This is a genomic window from Pseudomonas costantinii, from assembly GCF_001870435.1.
Lineage (GTDB): Bacteria > Pseudomonadota > Gammaproteobacteria > Pseudomonadales > Pseudomonadaceae > Aquipseudomonas > Aquipseudomonas costantinii.
Genome location: NZ_MDDR01000057.1, coordinates 353,386 through 376,104 on the forward strand (window position 1 = coordinate 353,386; position 22,719 = coordinate 376,104).

Here is a 22,719-nt window from a genome sequence, read left to right on the forward strand (position 1 = left end):
CACACGGCTGCCCGGTACGTCCCGATGAAATCCAGCGTTCTTGTAAAAAGCCTGGCGTGCGCTTGCCTCTGGCTTATAGCGAGCCTGGGCTTTGCCGAGCCGCTGATCGCGCCTACTGCGATTGACTGGCTGCTGGACTGCCCCTTCCCCGCTTTACAACGGCCGGACCCCGAGGTGCTTGACCGAACCCAATGCGGCACGGTGAACGTACCCCGCGACCACGCCGCGCCTGCGCGCGGCACTGTGCGCCTGACGCTGACACGTGTGGGCGCCCGAGAGCCGCTCAGCCGCGAGGGCGTGGTGTTCATCCAGGCCGGTGAGGCGCAACAAGGCCAAGACGCAACGTTCGCCCTCCAGTTGGTCAGTCGCTGGGAGTCTTACGCCACACCGGCCTATCGCACGCTGGCCAACCGCTACGACGTGATCGAGTTGAGCACTCGCGACCTTAATCAAGACAATGCGATCGAGCAGGCTGCGCGGGACATGGAGTTTGTACGCGCGCAACTGGGCGATGCACAGCTCAACTACCTCGGCAACGCTGTTGCAACCCGGCTCGGCAGTCGGTATGCCAAGCTGTTTCCCGAGCGCGTCGCACGCATGGTGTTGGTCAACGTCGGGCACGGTGAACCCGTCGCCGCTGGCGTCGACCTGTTGCTGCTCAAAGACTCGAGTCGGCCCGGCACCATCGCCGCCGGGTGTGTCAACCAATGGGTGGGTGGTTTTTTGGTCAACGGCAAACAGCCACCGGCCTCCACGCGCTGTCTCGACCGCGGTAGTTGGGAATAATCGCCGCGTTTACGACCTCTTCACGCCGAAAACGACACCCTGCGTTGACGCTCTCGCCCAATCGTTATTAAGTGCTATTAATCCGCATTAATAGGATAAATAGAACACCATGCTCAGCCGCCCGCTACGACGCAAACGCCAAAAGCTCTCCGACGTGATTGTCGAATCGGTCAAGCGCTCTATCGTCACCGATGCGCTGAAGCCCGGCGACCGACTGCCGACCGAGCGTGAGCTGATGGAAAGCTTCCAATGCTCCAAGGGCTCGGCCCGTGAAGCGCTCAAGGCCCTTGAAGTGGAAGGCCTGGTAAGTACCCGCACCGGTCCCAGCGGCGGGGCTTACCTGAACCAGGCCGGTACTGAGCCCGCCAGTCGTGCGCTGCGTAACTACCTGCACTTCCAGCATTTGGACGGCGAGCAGGTGTACCAACTGCGCAAGGTCATTGAAGTGGAACTCGCCGTGTCCGTACTCGGACGCTTGAGCGAAGACGACTACCTGGCCCTGCAAGACAACGTGGATTTTTGCAGCGCACCGGAAGACAGCGAAGCGGGCCAGCGCGAACAGCGACTGGCGGAGTTGGAGTTCCATAACCTGCTGGCCAAGGCTTGCCCCAACCCACTGCTGAGTTTTATGGCGCAGTTTCTCAATGACCTGCTGCGCGACCTGGTGGTGCTGAAAAAAGCCTACAAACCCAAGCGCAAACAGTTCGATGCGGCCAACCTCGATTATCACAAGCAACTGCTGATTGCCTTTCGCGCCGGTGACGAAAGCGCAGTGCGAGGCTTGATGCATGAACACATGTGTGACGCCGAACACCACATGACCGCCCTTGAAGGCGAAGTCAGCCCGCACTTTTTGCTGGAGTTCGATCACCGCTGAGCACACCCCACATTTCACCGAGCTCCAACCGTTTGAGCGTTTCACCCAACTTAATAACAGGCCTGCCCACAGGCCCTGCTCCACCGTATCGCCCTTGCCGCTCCTGCCAATAACTAAACCAGGGAGTCACCCCATGCAGCGTCGTACGTTGTTGAAAGCCAGTCTTACCGCCGCAGCCGCCCTCAGCCTTCCGCTGAGTGTGCGTTCTGCATTCGCCGCCGAGCCCTTTACCTTTTACGGCCTCAAGTCCATGTCCGGCGCCTTTGCCAGCTATGGCAAGTTTGCCGACATGGGTTCGCGCCTGGCGGTGGAACAACACCCCACCCTTCTCGGCCGCCCGTTGAACTACAAGGTCATCGACACCGAAGGCAACGCCGGCAAGGCGGTGCGCAAGGTGCAGGAGGCGATCCAGCAAGACGGCGCGCGCTTCTTCCAGGGCTGCACGCTGTCGTCATCCGCGTTGGCGGTGGCCAAGGAAGTGAGCAAGGTCGGCGGCGTGTTCATGACCCCGGTGGGCGCCGATGAAGTCACCGGCAAAGACTGCAACAGTGCGACGTTCCGCTGGTCAGTGCCGACCTACGGCGCAATCCGCGAAACCATGGTGCCGCTGATCAAGTTGCTGCCGGACGCCAAGCGCTGGTACACCATCACGCCGCAATACGTGTTTGGCGAAGCCTTGCTCGAAGGCGCCAAGAGCGTGCTCAAGGACAACGGCCTGGAGCATGTCGGCAACAGCTATCACTCGCTGCAAGAACAAGAGTTCTCCGGCTACCTGACCAACGCCATCGCCGCCAAACCCGACGTGCTGGTGCTGCTCAACTTCGGCAGCCAGTCGTCCAACACCCTGCGCCAGGCGGTGAACTTCGGCATCAAGCAGCGCATGAAAGTGCTACTGGTGTGGTCCGCCGGCCTCGACCAATTCCAGGAACTGGGCAGCGATGTACTCGAAGGCGTGTACCTGGGCGCGCAGTACTGGCACCAGGTCGACACCCCGCTCAACCGTGAACTGGTCAAGCTGACCCAGGCCAAATACGGCATCAACCCCACCTACCCGCTGGCCGCTGACTACATCAGCACCAAGGTCATGCTCGACACCATCATTTCAACCGGCAGCTTCGACGGCCCAACCGTGGCCAAGGCCATGCAAGGCCTGAATTTCGAAGGCCCCACCGGCAAGGAATCGATCCGCGCCGGCGACCACCAGGTGATCAAGGATTACTACCTGATGATCGGCAAGGCTACCGCCGACATGGCCGACAAGGACGACCTCGCCAAGGTGCTCAGCGCCGGCCAGTCGTTCCCGCCGGTGGAAGCCACGGGCTGCGTGCTCGGCTGATCCGCTAAAACACTACCGGTTGCACACGACAGGGCCGCCTCGGCGGCCACCTGTTCGAGGGTTTGCGCATGCTTAATCTTTACCTGTTCCAGATACTTAACGGCCTTGGGTTGGGGATGATTTACTTCCTGATCGCGGTCGGGCTGACGATCATTTTCGGCCTGCTCAACTTCGTCAACTTCGCCCACGGCGCGTTCTTCCTGCTGGGCGCCTACATCTGCTACACCGCCGTGAGCCTCACCGGCAACTTCTGGCTGGCGCTGCTGATCGCGCCGCTGGTGGTGGCTGCACTGGCGTGGGTGATCGAGCGGTTATTGATCCAGCGGATTTATCACTTGCCGCATATGTTCCAGATCCTGGTGACGCTCGGTATCGCGTTGATCATCCAGGAAGCCAGCGTGATGATCTGGGGCCCGGTGGGCAAAAGCGTCGCCGTGCCGGAACTGCTGCGCGGCGTGCTGGTGGTGGGTGATTTCGTCTACCCCTACTACCGCCTGTTCCTGATCGTGTTTTCCGGGCTGGTAGGCTTGGGGCTGTGGCTGCTGCTGGAACGCACGCGCTTCGGCGCACTCGTGCGGGCCGGCAGTGAAAGCACCGAAACCGTATCGCTGCTGGGTACCAATATCTTCCGCCTGTTCTCCATGACCTTTGCCCTCGGCGTGGCCTTGGCCGGGGTTGCTGGCGTGTTGTTCGCGCCATTACGCGGTGCCCAGCCCTTTGTCGGCCCGGAAATCCTCGGCGTCGCCTTTGTTGTCGTGGTAATCGGCGGCATGGGTTCATTCAGCGGTGCGTTGGTTGGCGGTTTGCTGGTGGGCGTGGTGCAAAGCCTGATGACCACACTCTGGCCCCAGGGCGCGAGCCTGATGATCTACGGTGCGATGGCCGTGGTGATTCTGGTACGCCCTTACGGCCTGTTCGGGAGAGCCTGACATGAGCGAGAAAAACCCCCTGCCGTTCGCAAAAACCCAATCCAAGGCGATGTTGCTGTGGGTGCTGGCGGTGCTGATCGGTTTGCCGTTGATCCTGCCCTCGGCGACCCTGGCCACCGAGATCCTGATCTTTGCCATGGCCGCCCTCGCCTGCAACCTGCTACTGGGTTACACCGGCCTGTTGTCATTTGGCCAAGGCATCTTCTTTGGTGCCGGCGCCTACTGTGCCGCGCTGCTGATGATTCATCTGCAATTGGGCTTGTTCAGCGCGTTGATCGGCGCTGCCGTAGCGGGCGGTTTCCTGGCCTTTTTGGTCGGCGCCCTGGCGATCCGCCGCACCGGCATTTACTTCGTGATGCTGACGTTGGCGTTCAGCCAGATGGCCTACTTCGTCGCCTACACCCTCAGCGACTGGACCGGCGGTGATAACGGCCTGCTCAGCGTGCCACGCCCGGAAATCCGCATCGGTGACACGGTGCTGCTGTCGTTGACCGACGCCCGCGCGTTCTACGGCTTTGTCGCGGTGCTGTTCCTGCTGATCTTCATCGGCGCACGCCGGGTAATCGCCTCGCCGTTCGGCAGCACCCTGATGGCGATCCGCGAAAACGAAACTCGTGCCTCTGCCATCGGCTACGACACCCGCCACTTCAAGATCCTGGTATTCGTGCTGTCCGGCGCGGTCACCGGCATCGCCGGGGCGCTCTACGCCATGTTGCTGCACTTTGTGCCGCTGTCGAATATCGACCTGGCGATGTCCGAGAACATTCTGATCATGACCATCGTCGGCGGCACCGGCTCGTTGTTCGGCTCTTTGCTGGGCGCCGGGTCCATCGTGTTGCTGGGAGACTTCCTCTCCGACCTGTGGCCGCGCTGGCTGATGCTGCTCGGGATCATCCTGATCCTGGTGGTGATCTTTATGCGCGGTGGGTTGTGGGGCGGTTTGTCGTCACTGTTTGAAAAGGTACGCAGCAGCCGCAAGGCCAGCGTCGTGACCAAGGAGGAGCTGTTATGAGCATCCTGCTGGAAACTAAAGACCTGGAACTGGCCTATGGCGCGTTCCACGCGGTGAACGGCGTCAACCTCAAGGTCGAAGCCGGCACCATCCACACCATCATCGGCCCCAACGGCGCAGGCAAAACCAGCCTGTTCCACTGCCTGACCGGCGAGCGCCAGGCCACTGCCGGGGCGATTCATTTCGACGGCAAGAACCTGATCCGCAAACCGGCCCACGGCCGTGTTGGCCTGGGCATGGCGCGCTCGTTCCAGCTCACCAGCCTGTTCCAAAACCTCAGCGTGCGCGAAAACCTGCGCCTGGCCGCCCAAGGCCGTGACGGCGCCCGTGCCCTGAATTTTTGGCGCCGCGTCGACAGCAAACGCGAGCACGTGGAAATGGCCGATCAGGTGCTGGAACGCCTGCAACTCACCGCCCGCGCCGACACCCTGGCCGGCGAGTTGTCCCACGGCCAGCAGCGGGTGCTGGAGGTCGGCATGTCGATCTGTTCCAAACCCAAACTGTTGATGCTCGACGAACCCACCTCGGGCATGGGCATCGATGACATCCCGATCATGACTCAGCTGATCAGCGACCTCGGCCGCGACCACACGGTGCTGCTGATCGAACACAACATGAGCATCGTCATGTCCATCAGCCAACGCATCACGGTGATGAGCCACGGGCAGATCCTGGTCGAAGGCACACCGGAATTCGTGCGCGCCGATGAGCGCGTGCGCACCGCTTACTTGGGAGAGGCCGCCTGATGCTGATCGTCGAGAATATCCACTCCTACTACGACAAAAGCCATGTACTGGAAGGTGTGTCGCTGACCGTCAACCCCGGTGAACTGGTGACCCTGCTCGGCCGCAATGGCGCCGGCAAGACCACCACGCTGCGCAGCATCCTGGGAATCATTTGTCCGCGTCAGGGCCAGATTCACTTCAACGGCCAGGCGCTGGTAGGCCAGAAGATTTTTGAAATCGCGCGTCAGGGCTTAGCGCTGGTGCCGGAGAACCGTGGGATTTTCCGCCTGCTCAGCGTCGAGGAAAACCTGCGTATCGCCGTGCGCAAGACCAGCCGCTGGCAGATGGAGGACGTCTACGGCATGTTCCCGCGCCTCAAGGAACGCCGCAAAAACGCGGGCCACGCGTTGTCCGGCGGTGAGCAGCAGATGCTCGCTATCGCCCGCGCACTGCTCAACGACCCCAAGCTACTGATCCTCGATGAACCCACCGAAGGCCTCGCCCCGGTGATCGTCGATGAGCTGGTAAAGATCCTGCGCAAGGTCAAGGAAGACGGCCTGCCCGTGCTGCTGGTGGAACAGAACCTGATGGTCTGCGACAAGCTCGCCGACCGCCATTACGTGCTCGAACAGGGCCGCGTGGTGTACGAGGGCAGCGCCGCCGCCTTCCGCGCCGACCCGACGATCAAGAACCGCTACCTGGCCCTGAGTGCCTGACCGGAGATTGCAGATGAATAGTTTCGCGCAACCGCTCCAGAGCAACGCCCCGCTGATCAACCGCGACCGCCTGTGGCAATCGCTGATGGAGCTGGCCCAACTCGGCGCCACCGTCAAAGGCGGCGTGTGCCGCCTGGCGCTGACCGACCTCGACCGCCAGGCCCGTGATCTGTTTGTGCACTGGTGCGAGGCGGCCGGGTGCAGTGTGACGGTCGACGCTATCGGCAATATTTTTGCGCGCCGCGCCGGACGCAACCCGGCCCTGCCCCCGGTAATGACCGGCAGCCATATCGACACCCAGCCCACCGGCGGCAAGTTCGACGGCTGCTATGGGGTGATGGCCGGTTTGGAAGTGATCCGCACCCTGAATGACCTGAACATCGAGACCCAAGCACCGATTGAAGTGGTGGTGTGGACCAACGAAGAAGGCTCGCGTTTCCCGCCGTGCATGATGGGCTCCGGCGTATTCGCCGGTAAGTTCGACTTGCAGGACACCCTCGACAAACTCGACGACCAGGGCCTGTCGGTGGGTGCCGAGTTGCAGCGCATCGGCTATGCCGGTTCCCGCGCGGTATTGGGCCACCCGGTGGGCGCGTATTTCGAGGCACATATCGAGCAAGGCCCGGTGCTGGAAGACCAGGCAACTACGATTGGCGTGGTGATGGGCTGTCTCGGCCAGAAGTGGTTCGACCTGACCTTGACCGGCGTCGAAGCCCACGCGGGCCCGACGCCCATGCACCTGCGCAAGGATGCCCTGGTGGGCGCCGCCGAGGTGGTCAGCGCGGTCAACCGCATCGCCCATCAGCAGCAACCCCACGCCTGCGGCACCGTCGGTTGCCTGAGCCTGCACCCAGGTTCGCGCAACGTGATTCCCGGCCAAGTGCACATGACCATCGACCTGCGCCATCTGCATGCCGACAAGCTGCAAGCCATGGTCGATGAAGTGCGCGGCGTGATCGAAACGACGGCCAAGCACCATGGCCTGACGTTTGAACTGACGCCCACCGCCGACTTCCCGCCACTGGACTTCAACTCGGCCTGCGTCAACGCCGTGCGTGACGGCGCGAGTGCCCTGGGCTTGAGCCATATGGACATCGTCAGCGGCGCCGGGCACGACGCGATTTTCGTCGCCGAACTAGGCCCGGCCGGGATGATCTTTGTGCCGTGCGAAGGCGGCATCAGCCACAACGAAATCGAAAACGCCGCGCCGGAGGACCTGGCGGCAGGCTGCGCGGTATTGCTGCGCGCCATGGTGAACGCAGCTCAGGGGGAAGTGGCATGAGTGAGATGGGTCAACTGACGGCGGTACAACTACTGCAGCATTTTCGCGACAAGAGCTTGTCGCCGGTGGATGTCACCGAAGACGCCTTGCTACGCATCGAACGCTACAACCCGGTGGTGAACGCCTATTGCCACGTCGACCCGGAAGGTGCATTGACGGCCGCGCGGGCGTCCGAACAGCGCTGGTTCAAAGGTGAACCTTGCGGTGCATTGGACGGCGTACCGTCTTCAATAAAAGACCTTACGCTGACGATCGGCATGCCCACGCGCAAAGGCTCGCGCACCACATCCGCCGAGGGACCGTGGGACGTAGACGCACCGTTCTCGGCCTTGATGCGCAAAGCCGGCGCAGTGCTACTGGGCAAAACCACCACCCCGGAGTTCGGCTGGAAAGGCGTCACTGACAACCCGCTGTACGGCATCACCCGAAACCCGTGGGATACGCGCACCACGGCGGGCGGTTCGTCGGGTGGCGCTGGCGCGGCAGCGGCGTTGAACCTGGGTGTGCTGCATCAGGGCAGCGACGCTGGGGGATCGATCCGGATTCCGTGTGCGTTTACCGGCACCTTCGGCATCAAGCCGACGTTTGGTTATGTGCCGCAGTGGCCGGCCAGTTCCATGACGATCCTGTCGCATTTGGGGCCGATGACTCGAACCGTGGAAGACACCGTGCTGATGCTGCAAACCATCGCACAGCCGGATGCTCGAGATGGCTTGATCGGTGCACCGAGGTCTACACCGTGGTTGACGCCGGGAGCGGACCTGAAAGGCTTGCGCGTGGCTTACAGTCCTACCTTCGGTTATGTGGACGTCGACCCGCAGGTCGCCAAAGTCGTCGCCCAAGCCGTGCAAGGCTTGGTGCAGTTGGGCGCGCATGTCGAGCAGATCGATCCCGGTTTCAGCGACCCGCTGGAAGTATTCAGTACCCTGTGGGCTGCCGGCGCCGCACGCCTGACCGGCCCCATGAGCGAGGCACAAAAACAACGGCTGGACCCAGGCTTGCTGCGCATCGCGAGACGCGGTGAACAGCTCACCCTAAGCGACTACAGCGCCGCCCTCGAAGCCCGCGCGGCGCTGGTGGCACGGATGGCAGCGTTCCATGAACATTACGATGTACTGGTGTCGCCGATGATGCCAATCACCGCGTTTGAGGCTGGGCACGACGTGCCACCCGGTTCGGGTATGCAGGAATGGACGCAATGGACGCCGTTTACTTACCCCTTCAACTTGACCCAACAGCCGGCGGCCTCGGTGCCATGCGGGTTAGCCAATGGCTTGCCGGTGGGGTTGCATGTGGTGGGCGCGCGGTTTGCCGATGAACAGGTGCTGCGGGTGTGCCAGGCGTATGCGACGGCATTCCCCACCCAGCACCTGCATGCGCCGAGAGACTTGGCCTGAAATCCAATCAAATGTGTGTGGCTTGTTTGCGATAGCCATAGGTGTCTACACATCTTTTTTGCTGAGTACATATCCGTTGTTTGGGTAACGGCCGCTATTGGTTCCGCTCTTACAGCGGGTCACTTTTGGAAAAGAGCCCGGAATGCCGGCCCAGCCAAAAGTAACCAAAAGGGCTCTTGCCCCACCACTCGGCACCTCGCCTAGGCTCGGTGTGCCCGAACGAAGGCACGGCTGCGCGGGTCGCCGCGATGGGCCATCCCTGGCCCAGCGCGGCTAAACCGGCATCCTTGCCGGTTTACCCGCTCCACCGTGCCTACTTGCGGCCAGCGTGGTTAATGGGGCGCCTAAGATCAAGATCAAAAAGATCAAAAGCAGAGCACGGCGGCCTGAAAGCCGACCTGAGTGGTGTAGATCAAAAGCGGTAAAACATGTGAGCGAGCAAGCCCGCTTCCACATTTTTAATCTCCATGCATCAGGAAAACACCCACTGCTGTTGATCTGGCTTTTGATCCACACCACTCAGGTCGGCTTTCAGGCCGCCGTGCTCTGCTTTTGATCTTTTTGATCTTGATCTTAGGCGCCCCATTAACCACGCTGGCCGCAAGTAGGCACGGTGGAGCGGGTAAACCGGCAAGGATGCCGGTTTAGCCGCGCTGGGCCAAGGATGGCCCATCGCGGCGGCCCACGGATTCAAGACTGCGTGCGGGCACACCGAGCCACAGCGAGGTGCCGAGTGGTGGGGCAAGAGCCCTTTGCTTACTTTGGGGCTTTTCCAAAGTGAGTCGCCGTAAGGGCGAAACCATAAGCGGCCGTTACCGCAGCAACGGATATGTACTCAAAAACCCACCAAAAGAAAACGCCCAACCCGAGGCCCCCCACGCAAGCAAGCTCCCTCGCCACAGGCCTCACGCAACACTAAAAGTTGTGTAGATACCTATGCTGCGATAGCACAACCTCGGTCTGCCTGATACACCGAGGTGCCTGCGTCGCTGGCAAGCCAGCTCCCACACCAAATCCCCATGCTCTACACTAGCCCTTCATCTGAAATGGGCACCCCATGGACATCGAACTGGCACGCACCTTCCTCGAAATCACCCGCTGCGGCAGCCTGGCCGCAGCCGCCGAGAAACTGCACGTCACCCAGACCGCGATCACCGCGCGGGTCAAAAACCTCGAGAGCCAGCTAGGCAGCACGTTGTTTGTGCGCAACCGCGCCGGTGCACGCCTGACGCCGGATGGCGAGGCGTTTGTGGTGTACGCCAACCAGTTGCTGCAAACCTGGGAAGCCGCGCGGCGTGACCTGCCGCTGCCCGACGGCTACCGCAATGTGCTGCATATCGGTGGCGAAGTCAGCCTGTGCAACCCGCTGATGCTCGGTTGGGCCCAGGCCCTGCGCGAACATATCCCGGGACATGCCCTGCGCACCGAAGTGCGCGAAGGCGAATACCTGCTGCGCCAACTGGAACTGGGCGTGCTCGATGCCGCGCTGGTGTTCCAGCCGCAATACTGGCCGGGATTGCAGGTGGAGCAGGTACTGGAAGAAAAACTGATCCTGGTGCAACTGGTGAGCAAGCCAGACCCCTATGTCTACAACGATTGGGGCCCGGGCTTTCGCCAGCAGCATGACGCCGCCCTGCCCGACAAAGCGCGCGCCGCCGTGAGTTTCAACCTCGGCCCGCTGGCGTTGCAGTACATCCTCGAGAACGGCGGTGCCGGCTATTTCCGCACGCGGGTGGTGCAGAGCTATCTGGACAGCGGCGTGATGAGACGTGTGCCCAAGGCGCCGGAGTTCAACTTCCCGACGTACGTGGTGTATTCGCGGGCGCGGGACTCGGCGGTATTGCAACAGGCGCTAGAGCTGCTGCGCGGCGTGGTCAAGGCCGAAACCGACTGGTCACAACGCTGGGACCCGCTGATTTGAATCACCCGATGCCGCCGCGCATGCTAGCCTGCGGGTGTTTCCTTTCGCAGCCTTACCGATGAACAAGAAAAAGTCTGTCACCATCAGCGACATCGCCAAACGAGTCGGCATGACCACCATCACGGTGTCCCGTGCGCTGAGCAAACCCGACCTGGTCAAGCCTGCCACCCTGGCGCGCATTCTCGAAGTGGCGCGAGAGCTGGACTACGTGCCCAACACCTTCGCGCGTGGGCTCAAGCGCAGCGAAAGCCTGATCATCGGCGTGATCACCGCGTCGGTTGATAACCCGTTCTACAGCGAGATGATCAAGGCGATTTCCCGCGAGGCAAAGCAGCACGGCTACACCATCATGCTGGTGGACACCGACGAGTTGGAAGAGCTGGAAAGCAAAGCCGTCGACACCCTGCTGGGCTACCGCGTAGCAGGAATCATCCTGTCGCCGGTCTCCGACGAGCCGAGTTACCAACCCGACTACCTGGAACGCCTGGGTAACGGCAAGACCCCGGTGGTGCTACTCGACCGCACCATTCATGACAGCCCGTTCAGCCGCGTGGTACTCGACAACTACCACAGCGGCATCCAGGCCGCGCACTACCTGCTGCGCCAAACACCAGACCTCAAGCGCCTGCTGGTGCTCACCGGCCCCGAGCATTCACGCATCACCGTGGAGCGCCTCAAAGGCCTGCGCGAGGTACTGGCTGAACACCCACAGGTGCTGGTCGAAGTACAAGCCGGTGACTACACGCTGATGCCGTCTTACCTGCACACCCTCGACTACCTGGCCGAACACGCCGCGCCGGACGCGATCATGGGGTTCAACCAGTTGATCACCCTCGGCGCCCTGCGCGCGCTGCGCATGCACAACATCCCCCACGACAGCCTGACCATCTGCGGCATCGACCGCCTGCCCTTCGCCGACATCTTCGGCGTGCCGATCGCCTGCGTGGCCCACGATGCGTCCCTGGCGGGCAGCAGCGCGGTTCGCCTGCTGCTCGACCGCCTGGAAGACCCATACAAACCACGGGACAAGGTGGTCATCGCCGGGAAGTTGGAAAACGGCTAACGGCTGGTGTAGCCGCCGTCGATCGGCAGGCTTACGCCGCTGATCATGCTGGCGGCATCGCTCAGCAGGAACAGCACCGGCAACGCGACTTCCACCGTCTCAGCGAAACGCCCCAATGGGATGGCCGCCAGCGCCGGGTCGCGTTTGGCCGGGTCAGACCAGGCCATGGCTGCCATTGGCGTGAGGGTGACCGTGGGGTTGACGCTGTTGACGCGAATACCAAAGCGACCCCATTCGGCGCATTGCACGCGGGTGATTGCATCCAACGCAGCCTTGGAGGCGCAGTAACTGAGGTGATCATCCAGCGCCACCAACGACGCCTGGCTGGAGACGTTGACGATGCTGCCGGCAATGTTCGCCTCAATCATCTTTGCGGCGACACGGCTGGCGACCTGGGCGGCGGCGCGGGCGTTGACGTTCATCACTTGGTCAAAGGCGTCGGCGCTGATGGCGGCGGCGGGTTCGAGGCGCGAGATGCCCGCGCAGTTGACCAGGCCGTGGAGGGGCGGAAGGTCTTGCAAGGCTTTGTCGAGGGCCACGCTGTCGGCGATGTCCATGCTCAGCGTGTGGCAGCCCAATTGGGACAGGGCTTGCACGTCACGGCCAAGCGCGAAGACTTCGGCGCCGCTGGCGATCAGCTGCTGGGCGATTTCGCGACCGATGCCGCTACTGGCGCCGGTGACGAGTATGCGCTGGTGAGTGAAATCGAAGGCTGCGTTCATGAATAAAAATCTCAAAAACAATGAAGATCCAATGTAGGAGCTGGCTTGCCTGCTCCCACATTTCTGGACCGTGTGAATTCAGTTGTTTTGCAAGCTATGCATGATGGGTTTGAGGGCGGGATACAGCTTCAAATACTCGGCAAACGCTTGCTCATAGGCCGTGACATTTTCCCGCTTCGGCTGCGCCCGCAGTTCCAACTGCACCCACCCCTGCTCCATCTCCCCATCACTCACCAACCCCACGGTATGCGCCGCCAACAACGCCGCACCCAAGGCCGCTTCCACCTCCTGAACAATGGTGTACACCGGGTAGCGCGTGACATCCGCGATGATCTGCATCCACAAATCCGAATGGCTGGCACCCCCTACCACAATCAGGCGAGGGTCCAGCGAGTGCGCACCACGCGTGCCCGCCTCGATGTTATGGCGCAGGGCAAAACTCACGCCCTCCAGCACCGCACGATAGAGGTGAATCCGGCTGTGATAGAGGTTGAGTCCGACAAAACTGCCACTGGCGTGGTCGTCCCACACCGGGCTGCGTTCACCCATCAAATACGGCAGGAACAACAAACCTTCGCTGCCCGCCGGGATCTTCATCGCTGCCTGTTCCAGTAGCGCCAGGCTGTCTTGCCCGGTGGCCTTGGCCTGTTGCTCTTCGGCCTGGCAAAACTGCTCGCGAAACCAACTGACCGACGCCCCGGCGGTGATCGCGCCACCAAAGATGTACAGGTCCTGATGGCCGTTGTAGACGTGGGGCATGCTCACCAAACCATGGTGTGCATCCACCTGCTGGTTCAGATAACCCCAGCACATGCTGGTGCCGATCATCGCCACATGATTGCCCGGCTGCGTGACGCCAGCGGCCAGGGTGGCCATGGCCGCATCAACGCCACCGGCCAGTATCGGCGTGCCCGCCTGCAAGCCCAGGCGCTCAGCCCAGTGAGCTTGCAGGCCGCCCACCACATCGCCTGAATACACCAACCGCTGCGGCATCATCGCCTGCGGAATGCCCAAGGCATCGAGCATTTCGGCGGACCAACCGCGCGTCTTCACGTCGTAAACGCCGCCAATATTGCCGGCGCTGCTGTGGTCCACCGCCAACTCACCGGTGAAACACCAGTTGATATAGCTGTTGGGCGGCAGCAAGTAGCGCGTGTTCGCCCATACATCAGGCTGATGCTGTTTGAGCCAGAGCATCTTGGTGAAACCGTAGTAGCTGTCCACCGAGTTGCCGGTGACCTCGAACAACCGCTCCAGGTCCACGTGTTCACGCACCCACGCCACCTGCTCGCCGGCGCGGCGATCCATCCAGATCAGACACGGATGCAGCGGCGTAATCTGTGCATCCACCGCAATCCCCGAGCCGCCGTACAGGCTGCTGATACACAGCGCCTTGACCTGCTCCGATGCCACGCCAGCCTTGACCATGCACTGTGAAACACACGCCTGGACCGCATCCAGCCAGACCTGCGGCCATTGCTCGGCCCAGCGCACTTTCGGGGTATCCACGCGATACCCCTGGCTGTGCTGGGCGATGATCGTGCCTTGACCATCCACCAGCAATGCCTTGGTGCTCTGGGTCCCAATATCGACACCCATTACGTAATTCATATCAAAGCACCGGCTTCAACAGCACCTTGATCGACTTCGTCGAGTTGGCAAGCTCGAACGCCTCGGCAAAGTCATCCAGCGGGAAGTCATGGGTGACGATGCCTTTGGAGGTGACCAGGCCTCGTTCGAACAAGTCGATGGCAATCGGGTAGCAGTAAGGCCCGAGGTGGGCACCGCGTACGTCCAACTCCTTGCGGTCGCCGATGATTGACCAGTCGACGCTGGTCTCGGCACCAAACACGCTGAACTCGACAAAACGCCCGAGCTTGCGGATCAGATCCAAGCCTTGGGTAACACCTGCCGGTACGCCGGTGGTTTCGATATACACGTCGCAGCCGTAGTTATCGGTCAGGCCGTTGATAATCTCGCGGGCGTTGTCGCGGGACGGGTTGATCACCACGTCGGCACCGAATTTCTTCGCCAGCTCCAGGCGCTCGTCAACCATGTCGATCACGACCAGTTTTTTCGGGGTTTTCAGCGCTGCGACCTGGACCATGCACAGGCCGAGGGTGCCCGCGCCGGCAATCACCACCACGTCATCGAGCTGAACATCGCCACGGTTGACCGTGTGGATCGAACAGGCCATCGGTTCCACCAACGCCGAGTCTTCCAGCGACACTGCCTCCGGAATCTTGTGCACGATGGCCGTCTTGGGAATACGCATGTATTGGGCCATGCCGCCTTCGGCCACTTCACGCTGGAAGCCGAAGATGTTGTGCACTTCACACATCCAATATTTGCCCGACTTGCAGAAACGGCACTTACCGCACGGCACGATCTGCTCAGCGATCACCTTGTCGCCGACCTTGACCTCGAAGTGCTCCTCGGCACCCTCGCCCACTTCCACCACATAGCCAAAAAATTCGTGCCCCGGCACCACCGGCGCCTTGACCCACGGGTTATCGCCACCCCAGAACATCGCCGCGCCCGAGTGGCATTTGCAGTCACTGGCGCAGATGCCACAGGCGGCGATGCGGATCACCAGTTCATTAGGGCGCGCCTGGGGTTTACTGATGCGCTGCAGGCGATAGTCTTTCGGGCCGTGGCAGACGACGGCTTGCATTTCGGTGTGTTTGTCCATGGTGTTCGGTCCTGTTTTTGTTAGGAGTTTATTTATGGCGCTGACGGCTGATAAAGATCGCCAGCAAGATGATTGCGCCTTTGATCACGCTCTGGACGTAGGGCGAGACCCCGAGCATGTTCAATCCGTTATTCAATACGCCGAGCAGCATGGCGCCGAGCAAGGTGCCGACGATCACACCGCGCCCACCCGCGATCGAAGCTCCGCCCAACACCACGGCCGCGATTGCATCCAGCTCGAACGAGACGCCGGCATTCGGCTGGCCGCTCATCAGGCGTGAGGTCAGCACCAGCCCGGCAATCGCCGCGGTCAGGCCACTGATGCCGTACACCAGCAACTTGAAGCGCGCCGCCCGCACCCCGGACAAACGCACCGCTTCTTCATTGCCGCCGATGGCGTAGATGTAGCGACCGATACGCGTGTGTTGCAGCAGCACATAGGCCGCGAGATAGGTGATCAACATGATCAGGATCGGTACGTCTATGCCGAACAGGCTTTGGCGACCGAAGAAGCCGAACCACTCCGGCAGCCCGGAAATCGGATAGCCGTCGGTGTACATCAAGCCCAGGCCACGGGCGATGCCCATGGTCGCCAGGGTGACGATGATCGGAGGCATATGCAGGTAGGCGACGAACAACCCGTTGCCGATACCGAAGGCCACGCCGATCAACATGCCCGCGCCAATCGCCAAGCCTGGTGGCAAGCCCGCAACCATCAACCCGGCGGTCAAGGTGCCGGACAACGCCATCACCGGCCCCACCGACAAGTCGATACCGCCGGTGAGAATCACGCAGGTCATGCCCACCGCGATAATCGCGTTGATCGACACCTGGCGGGCGATGTTCGACAGGTTGCTGGCGGTCAGGAATGTGTCGCTGGCGAGGATCATCACCAGGGTCACCACCACCAGCCCGACAAAGGGATAAAACGCCGGTGAACGCACCAACCGCGCCAGGTTCAGGCGCAGGCGGCCGCTGTCAGCGGTGTTAATGGACATATTCACTTGAGCCCCCTGTTGCATGGCGCATGACCTCTTGAGGATTGACGGCGGACGCTTCGAGTAGCTTGACGATGGCGCCCTTGTGGAACACGGCGACGCGGTCACACATGCCGATGACTTCGGGCAGTTCGGAGGAAATCATGATGATTGCGTAGCCCTGCTCGGTGAGGCTGCGCATCAAGGCGTAGATCTGCGCCTTGGCGCCAACGTCGATGCCGCGCGTGGGCTCGTCGAACACCAGCACGTCGCAGTGGTGGTTGATCCAGCGCGCGATCACGACTTTTTGCTGGTTACCACCGCTGAGGTTGAACACTCGGCTTTCGCCACTGGGGGCCTTGATCGACAGTTGCTTCATCAGGCTGTCGACACTCGCGCACTCGCGGCCCTTGTCGATCAAACCCGAGGCGTTCTGGTACTTGGGCAGGTTGTTCAGGGAGATGTTTTCACGAATGCTGAAATCGGTGATCAGCCCCTCGCTCTTGCGGCTTTCCGGGAGCAATCCAATGCCATGGGCCAGGGCTTGCGCCGGGTCGTCCAGCGTGACCTTTTCGCCGCGCAGCCACACGTCTTTGCTCACCGACGGCAGCGCGCCCATCATGCCCAGCGCCAGTTCAGTGCGACCGGAACCGACCAAACCAGCGAAGCCGAGGATCTCGCCCTTGTGCAGCTGGAAACTGTTGTGGGGACCGTTGCGTACCAGCTGGATGTCCTTGACCTCCAATAACAGCGGGCCGCGTTCGTTCGTCGGTTTGGGCGGAAAACTGCTTTCCAGGCGACGGCCCACCATCATCTCGACCAGGCGGTCGATGTCGCTGTCAGCCACATCGGTAACCCCCACATTGCCGCCGTCACGCAGCACGCTGATGCGATCGCACACCTGGAAAATCTCCTCCAGGTGGTGGGAGATAAAAATCACCGCCACGCCCTGGCGCTTGAGTTCACGCATGATCTCGAACAGCAGTTCGGCTTCGCTGGGTGTGAGGGTGGCGGTCGGTTCATCCAGCACCAGCAAGCGCGCATCCAGAGCCAGGGCCTTGGCGATTTCGACAAACTGCTGCTCGGCCACACTCAGGTGCTTGACCGCGCATTGCAGGTCGATGGTCACGCCCAGGCGCTTGAATAACGCCTCGGACGCCTCGACCATCTCGCGTTTGCGCAGCAGGCCAAAGCGGTTGCTCAGCTCATGGCCGAGGAAGATATTTTCCACCGCTGTGAGGTAGGGAATCAGACTGAATTCCTGGAACACGATGCCGATACCGGCGGCAATTGCATCGCGGTAGGTCGCGAAATGCTGCGCCTGGCCGTCGATCAGAATCTGGCCTTCGTCCTGATGCTCGACGCCGCCGAGGATTTTCATCAGGGTTGATTTGCCCGCGCCATTTTCCCCAAGCAACGCGTGAATTTCGCCACGTTCCACTTGCAGATTGATCGACTTGAGGGCCTGCACCCCCGGATAACGCTTACAGATATTTTCCAGCTTCAGAAGACTGCTCATACCGCCGACCTCGTATTCAGAAGGAAACCTTAAGCCCCACGGTTTGCGTGGGGCCTGGGCGATTTACCAGCTGAAGTCCTTGGCCTTGGCCTGGTCGATCAAGGTGATGTCCACCGGAATGGTGGCGGGCACTTGCGAACCCCACTTCTTGGCCAGGGCGATGCCCAGGGCGAGGCGGATTTGGTCACGCGGGTATTGGGCCGAGGTGGCGATGAATTTGCTGCCGGGCTTCTGGATCGCCTTGATCGCTTCCGGCGCGCCGTCGACGCTTACCAGCTTCACGTCCAGGCCACTGGCTTCAATCGCCGAGAGCGCGCCGAGTGAGCCGTTGTCATTCACGCTGAAAATGCCCTTGAGGGTCGGTTGGGCCTGCAGCATGTTCTCGGTGACGGTCAGCGCCTGATCACGTTCCTGCTTGCCGTTCTGGACGCTGACAATCTTGATGTCCGGGTGCTTGGCCACGGCCTCTTTGCAACCGCGTACACGTTCAAGGATCGGTACCACGGCGATGCCGTCGAGGATCGCGATATTGCCTTTATCGCCGATGTTCTTGGCCAGGTATTCACAGGCCTGGAAGCCGGCGTCGAAGTTTTTCGAGCCGACGAAGGAGTCCAGCGGGCCATCGGCTTGGGCGTCTACCGCGACTACCACAACACCTACGGCGTGGGCGGACTTGACGGCGGATTGCACACCGACCGAGTCCGTCGGGTTGATCAGCAGGATGTCGATGCCTTTTTGCAGCATGTCTTCGACATCGCTGACTTGCTTGGACACGTCGTGGCGGGCGTCGGTGATGATCAGTTTCGCCCCGATGGTCGCGCCGGCTTCTTCAAGGGCGTTTTTCATGGTGACGAAATAGGGGTTGTTGATTTCCTGGAAAGACGCGCCGATGCGGATGGGCTTGGCAGCGTCGGCAAACGCTGGGGAAGCGGTGGCTAGGGTGATGCTTGCAGCCAATAAACACAGGGCTTTCGGGAGCATTTTCATAGCATGGGTCTCTGTTTTGTTTTTGTTTTTAGAGCAAATGTTATCGATAACATTTTTCGAGAAACTACCAAGGAAGTGTGGGATGCGCAAGTGCCCGTTGGTCGGCTGCCGGGGACATATCCGTTTCGTTGGTCATGGCCACTTAGGGTTCCGCCCTTACGGCCAGCCCTTTCAAGGTCTTTAGATAGAACAGGCAATAAGTAACCTGTGGCGAGCGGGCTTGTCGGGTCGCCACAGGGACAGTGTTCGCCCTTAACTGGTTGGTATCAGCCAGATATGGCCAGTTTTTCAAAGACCTTGAAAGAGCTGGCCGTAAGGGCGGAACCCTAAGTAGCCGTTACCTAAAAAACGGATATGCACTCGCACATTCCCCACCACCAACTAAGCTCACCCTCCAACAAAAAAGACACCGAGCGCCCCCAAATGCCCCACCCCACCGAAGCCTTCCGCGCCCACTACCGCGCCCAAATCACCCCCCACTACAACCCCTGGCTCCACGCCCTATTCGTGCTCGCCTACGGCACAACCTGCATCACCCTGGCCTGGTCCTCCACCGAAAACATCACCCCCTTCGAGTGGCTAACCATCCCCCTGACCCTGGTGTTCTTCAACCTCGCCATCTACCTCGTCCACCGCCACCTCGGTCATCACAAACACACCTTCGCCCGGCTGTTCTACGCCCGCCACACCGGCGACCACCACAGCTTCTTCACCCCTGGCCACATGACCTACGACACCCCCAGGGACTGGCGCGTGATCCTGTTTCCCGCCTGGCTGATCGTGCTCCACAGCCTGGCGATCACCCTCCCCGCCTGGTGGCTGCTCAAACAACTGAGCCCCAACGTCGCCGGGCTGTTTGCCGGGTGCATGATCCTCGGCTACCTGCTCTACGAAGTGTTCCACGCCTGCGAACACCTACCCGCCGACCATCCGGTGGCGCGCCTGCCGTGGATTCGCCAGATGCATCAACTGCACGCCCTGCATCACCGCCGTGAGCTGATGCAGGGGCGCAACTTCAATATCGTCCTGCCGCTGATGGATTACCTGTTCGGCACCTTGCATTGGGAGCCGGCCACCAACGACAACCAGGAATCCTCATGAGTAGTCGCCCGAAAAAACTGCGTCACCTGCTGTTTGTACTGTTTCTCGCGGCGATCGCTTTTCTGCTGCTGATGCCCACAAAAGTACAGCCAGTGAATTGGGCGCCACCGAAAGCGCCGTCAATGAAAGACGGCCCTTATGCCGAAAACCAGCGCCTCAAAGACGCACAGAGAATCGGCGCCCAGGACATTGCAGGTCCCGAAGCCTTGATACTCGATGTCCAAGGCTTTCTGATCAGTGGGCTGCATGACGGGCGAATCATCCGCACCTCGCCCGACAGCCACACCCTGCAAGTGTTGGCCAACACCGGCGGCCGCCCCCTGGGCCTGGCGTTGCACCCGGACGGGCGTTTGATCATTGCCGATGGGGTCAAGGGTTTGCTCGCACTGGATGCAAATCGCCAACTCACCTCCTTAAGCACCAGTGCCAATGGCGTGCCTTTTGGTTTTACCGATGATGTGACGGTGGACGCCGGCGGCCGCTATGCGTATTTCAGCGATGCATCGAGCCGCTGGGGTTACGGGCAAGACGGTGAAGCGGTTATCGAACATGGCGGTGATGGACGGTTATTGCGCTATGACTTCAGCAACGGCACCACCGAGGTGCTGCTCAACCAACTGCAATTCGCCAATGGCGTCACGCTGGGACCGGATGAAAACTACGTACTGGTGAATGAAACTGGCGCCTATCGCATCAGCCGCTACTGGCTCAAGGGCGACCGGGCCGGTAGTCACGACCTGTTTATCGATAACCTCCCTGGCCTGCCGGACAACCTCAGTTTCAACGGTCGTGATCGTTTCTGGGTAGCCCTGTATTCGCCACGCAATCCTCTGCTGGATGGCCTCGCAGGCTATCCCGTATTGCGCAAGGTGATGGTACGGGCGTTGATGGTCATACCCAAACCCATCGAACGCAAAGCGTTCGTGCTCGGGCTGGATACTGATGGCAAGGTCATCGCCAACTTGCAGGACGGCAGCAGCGGCAATTACTCGCCGATCACCACTGCCAGGGAATATGGCGACTGGCTGTACCTGGGCTCGTTGAAAAACACGAGCATGGCGCGCCTGCCGTTGAAGCTCGCGCTGGCCCGCGAATAAAAAAGGGGCAGCCCACAGAGGCTGCCCCTTCTCACTCAACTCAACGCATCAGCGGATGATGTTCTGGGTACAAATATGCCCCAGGCTCACGTACTGCACGTTGTCACCGCCCACCCCCACTCCCGGGAACTCGGCCAACTCGATGCGCCAGCCACCCTGGTTGTAGGTGGTGTCCCACTTGTACGGTACGCCGGTGCTGCTGTCGTTGATCACCGTACGGAAATCACCGAAGCAACTGCCGATATTCGCCGTGGCCGAAGAAACACCGGCGCTGTCGGTGGTCGCCTTATAGTCGACCCAACGGTAGTTGAAGTCGATGAAGTGGCTATCCACTCGCAACACCGGGGTGACGCCCAACAGCGGCGCACCGGTGGAATCCGACCACTGGGTCGACCAGTTCAAAAGGCGCGCGGTCTGCGTGGCCAGCGGCATCTCACTCACCGGCACCCGCACGATGTTGTCGCCTTTCACGCTATGCGTGTTCAAGCGCGGCGTGGAGCCCAGGCTCAGTTGGTAATACTTGGTTGGGTCCTGAGCCACAACAGGGTTGGCACGCACGCGCACCTTGACGCTGGTGCCGGGCGTTACGCTTGGATAGGTCGAGGTGGAACCCGCTGGCACGGTGACCCAATTGACGCCATCGAAGCGCTCGAAGATCCACTGGTTGCGGCTGCCGCCGTCATCCCCCGCCAGGTACATGCTCACACTCTGCCCACGCACCGCTTTGAAGTCGAAATAATCGACATCGTTGGCGTTGTCGATGTTGCCGGTCACTTTATTAATCGAGTCCGGCAGCACAAACGCGGTTTGTGCAGTGTCGTTGGGTTCAAAGGCATCGATGTTGGTGTCCACGGCCACGCCGAAACTGAACTGTGCGTTGCTCGCGACCTTGGCCACCATGTACCAGTAATAATCTCCCGCAGGCAGCACGCCACCCAGGTATTCATCGGCATTGCCTGGGTTGTCGGACGTATCAATCAGCTGCGGATTGCCTTGGCCATCATCACGGAACAGGGTCAACGACATGTCGGCGCCGGCACTCTGATCAATCAACTGCACGAGTACTCGAGCGTTTTGCGGCAGATTGAAGTGGTAAGGAAATTCCTGGCCCGCTTGCACCTCGGTGATGGTGTAAAGGGTGTTGATCTCCAGGGTCGGGAACAGCGGTTCAAAGGCAGCTACGGCAACACTTTTCAGCTCGGCCTGGCTAGGTTTTTTCAGCTCGCCGACGACCGTGTTGAACGGTGCGGACTTGACCGTCTTGGCCGCTGTTTTAGTCGGACCATTTCTGGCATCCAGAAGCTTTTGCCGGTGCTCGGCCGGAACCTTCGCAGCATCAAGCGTGCCGCCAGGTTTCAGCGCCTTGAACGCGGCCTGATTGACCGTTCCAGTACTGAGTTTGGGAAGGGGTTGCTCGGCCAGGGCAAAGGCCGAAACGACACAGGAGGCCATCATGGCCACGCCCAGTATCAGGGCTTTTTTCGATTTCATTTTTTATCCATCCATAGTTAAAAAGTGAAGCTCAGGCGACATCCGGTCACCTGGGAAGAAATCTAACCAACAACTGTATATATGTCCAGC

Annotated in this window: 20 protein-coding genes; 13 read left to right on the top strand and 7 right to left on the bottom strand. The window is 60.9% G+C overall.

Annotated elements, in window-relative coordinates; all coding sequences use genetic code 11:
• Positions 1-24 precede the first annotated feature (24 nt).
• The 11 genes from BFL40_RS29295 (at position 25) to BFL40_RS29345 (ending at position 12,044) form a co-directional block, all read left to right on the top strand.
• The gene (locus BFL40_RS29295) at positions 25-786 is read left to right on the top strand and encodes an alpha/beta fold hydrolase (protein ID WP_071487200.1); all 762 of its coding nucleotides are present in this window, start codon (positions 25-27) and stop codon (positions 784-786) included.
• A 109-nt stretch (positions 787-895) separates the two neighbouring features.
• Entirely contained in the window at positions 896-1,663 is a 768-nt protein-coding gene (locus BFL40_RS29300; RefSeq protein ID WP_071487201.1) for a FadR/GntR family transcriptional regulator, read from the top strand.
• 133 nt (positions 1,664-1,796) lie between these two features.
• A complete protein-coding gene (locus BFL40_RS29305; protein ID WP_071487202.1) occupies positions 1,797-2,999 on the top strand; it encodes an ABC transporter substrate-binding protein in 1,203 nt (400 codons plus the stop codon).
• A 68-nt stretch (positions 3,000-3,067) separates the two neighbouring features.
• Positions 3,068-3,928 (top strand): branched-chain amino acid ABC transporter permease, encoded by an 861-nt coding sequence (locus BFL40_RS29310; RefSeq protein ID WP_015884776.1) that lies wholly within the window; start codon positions 3,068-3,070, stop codon positions 3,926-3,928.
• A gap of 1 nt (position 3,929) precedes the next feature.
• A complete protein-coding gene (locus BFL40_RS29315) occupies positions 3,930-4,940 on the top strand; it encodes a branched-chain amino acid ABC transporter permease (protein ID WP_071487203.1) in 1,011 nt (336 codons plus the stop codon).
• Complete coding sequence (locus BFL40_RS29320; RefSeq protein ID WP_071487204.1) at positions 4,937-5,686, top strand: ABC transporter ATP-binding protein; 750 nt, start codon at positions 4,937-4,939, stop codon at positions 5,684-5,686. Before BFL40_RS29315 ends, BFL40_RS29320 begins: the two co-directional genes overlap by 4 nt.
• Positions 5,686-6,381, top strand: a complete 696-nt coding sequence (locus BFL40_RS29325; RefSeq protein WP_071487205.1) for an ABC transporter ATP-binding protein — start codon at positions 5,686-5,688, stop codon at positions 6,379-6,381. Before BFL40_RS29320 ends, BFL40_RS29325 begins: the two co-directional genes overlap by 1 nt.
• Positions 6,382-6,394: 13 nt before the next feature.
• Complete coding sequence (locus tag BFL40_RS29330) at positions 6,395-7,663, top strand: Zn-dependent hydrolase (protein WP_071487206.1); 1,269 nt, start codon at positions 6,395-6,397, stop codon at positions 7,661-7,663.
• Positions 7,660-9,060 carry an amidase gene (locus BFL40_RS29335; protein ID WP_071487207.1) on the top strand — a complete coding sequence of 467 codons (1,401 nt, stop codon included), beginning with the start codon at positions 7,660-7,662 and terminating at the stop codon, positions 9,058-9,060. Before BFL40_RS29330 ends, BFL40_RS29335 begins: the two co-directional genes overlap by 4 nt.
• A 1,057-nt stretch (positions 9,061-10,117) precedes the next feature.
• Positions 10,118-10,981 carry a LysR family transcriptional regulator gene (locus BFL40_RS29340; protein ID WP_071487208.1) on the top strand — a complete coding sequence of 288 codons (864 nt, stop codon included), beginning with the start codon at positions 10,118-10,120 and terminating at the stop codon, positions 10,979-10,981.
• A gap of 58 nt (positions 10,982-11,039) precedes the next feature.
• Entirely contained in the window at positions 11,040-12,044 is a 1,005-nt protein-coding gene (locus BFL40_RS29345) for a LacI family DNA-binding transcriptional regulator (protein WP_071487209.1), read from the top strand.
• Here BFL40_RS29345 and BFL40_RS29350 read toward each other — a convergent pair.
• The 6 genes from BFL40_RS29350 to BFL40_RS29375 form a co-directional block, all read right to left on the bottom strand.
• Positions 12,041-12,766, bottom strand: a complete 726-nt coding sequence (locus BFL40_RS29350) for an SDR family oxidoreductase (protein WP_071487210.1) — start codon at positions 12,764-12,766, stop codon at positions 12,041-12,043. The genes BFL40_RS29345 and BFL40_RS29350 overlap by 4 nt on opposite strands.
• A gap of 78 nt (positions 12,767-12,844) precedes the next feature.
• Positions 12,845-14,377: an FGGY-family carbohydrate kinase gene (locus tag BFL40_RS29355; protein ID WP_071487211.1), complete on the bottom strand. Its 1,533-nt coding sequence runs from the start codon at positions 14,375-14,377 to the stop codon at positions 12,845-12,847.
• Position 14,378: 1 nt separating this feature from the next.
• A complete protein-coding gene (locus tag BFL40_RS29360) occupies positions 14,379-15,458 on the bottom strand; it encodes an alcohol dehydrogenase catalytic domain-containing protein (protein ID WP_071487212.1) in 1,080 nt (359 codons plus the stop codon).
• 28 nt (positions 15,459-15,486) lie between these two features.
• Positions 15,487-16,479 (bottom strand): ABC transporter permease, encoded by a 993-nt coding sequence (locus BFL40_RS29365; RefSeq protein WP_071487213.1) that lies wholly within the window; start codon positions 16,477-16,479, stop codon positions 15,487-15,489.
• Positions 16,445-17,953, bottom strand: coding sequence for a sugar ABC transporter ATP-binding protein (locus tag BFL40_RS29370; protein WP_071487214.1), 1,509 nt, complete (start codon positions 17,951-17,953; stop codon positions 16,445-16,447). The genes BFL40_RS29365 and BFL40_RS29370 overlap by 35 nt, the downstream gene beginning before the upstream one ends.
• A gap of 63 nt (positions 17,954-18,016) precedes the next feature.
• On the bottom strand, positions 18,017-18,940 hold the full coding sequence (locus tag BFL40_RS29375) for a substrate-binding domain-containing protein (protein WP_071487215.1): 924 nt from the start codon (positions 18,938-18,940) through the stop codon (positions 18,017-18,019).
• Between the two features lie 423 nt (positions 18,941-19,363).
• On the opposite strand from BFL40_RS29375, the gene BFL40_RS29380 reads away from it, so the two are divergent.
• Both BFL40_RS29380 and BFL40_RS29385 read left to right on the top strand, forming a co-directional pair.
• Entirely contained in the window at positions 19,364-20,041 is a 678-nt protein-coding gene (locus BFL40_RS29380; RefSeq protein ID WP_071487216.1) for a sterol desaturase family protein, read from the top strand.
• Complete coding sequence (locus BFL40_RS29385; RefSeq protein WP_071487217.1) at positions 20,038-21,138, top strand: SMP-30/gluconolactonase/LRE family protein; 1,101 nt, start codon at positions 20,038-20,040, stop codon at positions 21,136-21,138. The genes BFL40_RS29380 and BFL40_RS29385 overlap by 4 nt, the downstream gene beginning before the upstream one ends.
• 48 nt (positions 21,139-21,186) lie before the next feature.
• Here the strand turns inward: BFL40_RS29385 and BFL40_RS29390 are convergent, their stop codons facing one another.
• The gene (locus tag BFL40_RS29390) at positions 21,187-22,629 is read right to left on the bottom strand and encodes a hypothetical protein (protein ID WP_071487218.1); all 1,443 of its coding nucleotides are present in this window, start codon (positions 22,627-22,629) and stop codon (positions 21,187-21,189) included.
• Between the last annotated feature and the right edge of the window lie 90 nt (positions 22,630-22,719).

Coding starts and splice junctions, on each gene's coding strand:
- BFL40_RS29375 (WP_071487215.1), bottom strand. CDS start 18,940: ATGAAAATGCTCCCGAAAGCCCTGTGTTTATTGGCTGCAAGCATCACC.
- BFL40_RS29300 (WP_071487201.1), top strand. CDS start 896: ATGCTCAGCCGCCCGCTACGACGCAAACGCCAAAAGCTCTCCGACGTG.
- BFL40_RS29335 (WP_071487207.1), top strand. CDS start 7,660: ATGAGTGAGATGGGTCAACTGACGGCGGTACAACTACTGCAGCATTTT.
- BFL40_RS29295 (WP_071487200.1), top strand. CDS start 25: ATGAAATCCAGCGTTCTTGTAAAAAGCCTGGCGTGCGCTTGCCTCTGG.
- BFL40_RS29315 (WP_071487203.1), top strand. CDS start 3,930: ATGAGCGAGAAAAACCCCCTGCCGTTCGCAAAAACCCAATCCAAGGCG.
- BFL40_RS29325 (WP_071487205.1), top strand. CDS start 5,686: ATGCTGATCGTCGAGAATATCCACTCCTACTACGACAAAAGCCATGTA.
- BFL40_RS29305 (WP_071487202.1), top strand. CDS start 1,797: ATGCAGCGTCGTACGTTGTTGAAAGCCAGTCTTACCGCCGCAGCCGCC.
- BFL40_RS29365 (WP_071487213.1), bottom strand. CDS start 16,479: ATGCAACAGGGGGCTCAAGTGAATATGTCCATTAACACCGCTGACAGC.
- BFL40_RS29320 (WP_071487204.1), top strand. CDS start 4,937: ATGAGCATCCTGCTGGAAACTAAAGACCTGGAACTGGCCTATGGCGCG.
- BFL40_RS29310 (WP_015884776.1), top strand. CDS start 3,068: ATGCTTAATCTTTACCTGTTCCAGATACTTAACGGCCTTGGGTTGGGG.
- BFL40_RS29340 (WP_071487208.1), top strand. CDS start 10,118: ATGGACATCGAACTGGCACGCACCTTCCTCGAAATCACCCGCTGCGGC.
- BFL40_RS29380 (WP_071487216.1), top strand. CDS start 19,364: ATGCCCCACCCCACCGAAGCCTTCCGCGCCCACTACCGCGCCCAAATC.
- BFL40_RS29360 (WP_071487212.1), bottom strand. CDS start 15,458: ATGGACAAACACACCGAAATGCAAGCCGTCGTCTGCCACGGCCCGAAA.
- BFL40_RS29370 (WP_071487214.1), bottom strand. CDS start 17,953: ATGAGCAGTCTTCTGAAGCTGGAAAATATCTGTAAGCGTTATCCGGGG.
- BFL40_RS29390 (WP_071487218.1), bottom strand. CDS start 22,629: ATGAAATCGAAAAAAGCCCTGATACTGGGCGTGGCCATGATGGCCTCC.
- BFL40_RS29330 (WP_071487206.1), top strand. CDS start 6,395: ATGAATAGTTTCGCGCAACCGCTCCAGAGCAACGCCCCGCTGATCAAC.
- BFL40_RS29355 (WP_071487211.1), bottom strand. CDS start 14,377: ATGAATTACGTAATGGGTGTCGATATTGGGACCCAGAGCACCAAGGCA.
- BFL40_RS29350 (WP_071487210.1), bottom strand. CDS start 12,766: ATGAACGCAGCCTTCGATTTCACTCACCAGCGCATACTCGTCACCGGC.
- BFL40_RS29345 (WP_071487209.1), top strand. CDS start 11,040: ATGAACAAGAAAAAGTCTGTCACCATCAGCGACATCGCCAAACGAGTC.
- BFL40_RS29385 (WP_071487217.1), top strand. CDS start 20,038: ATGAGTAGTCGCCCGAAAAAACTGCGTCACCTGCTGTTTGTACTGTTT.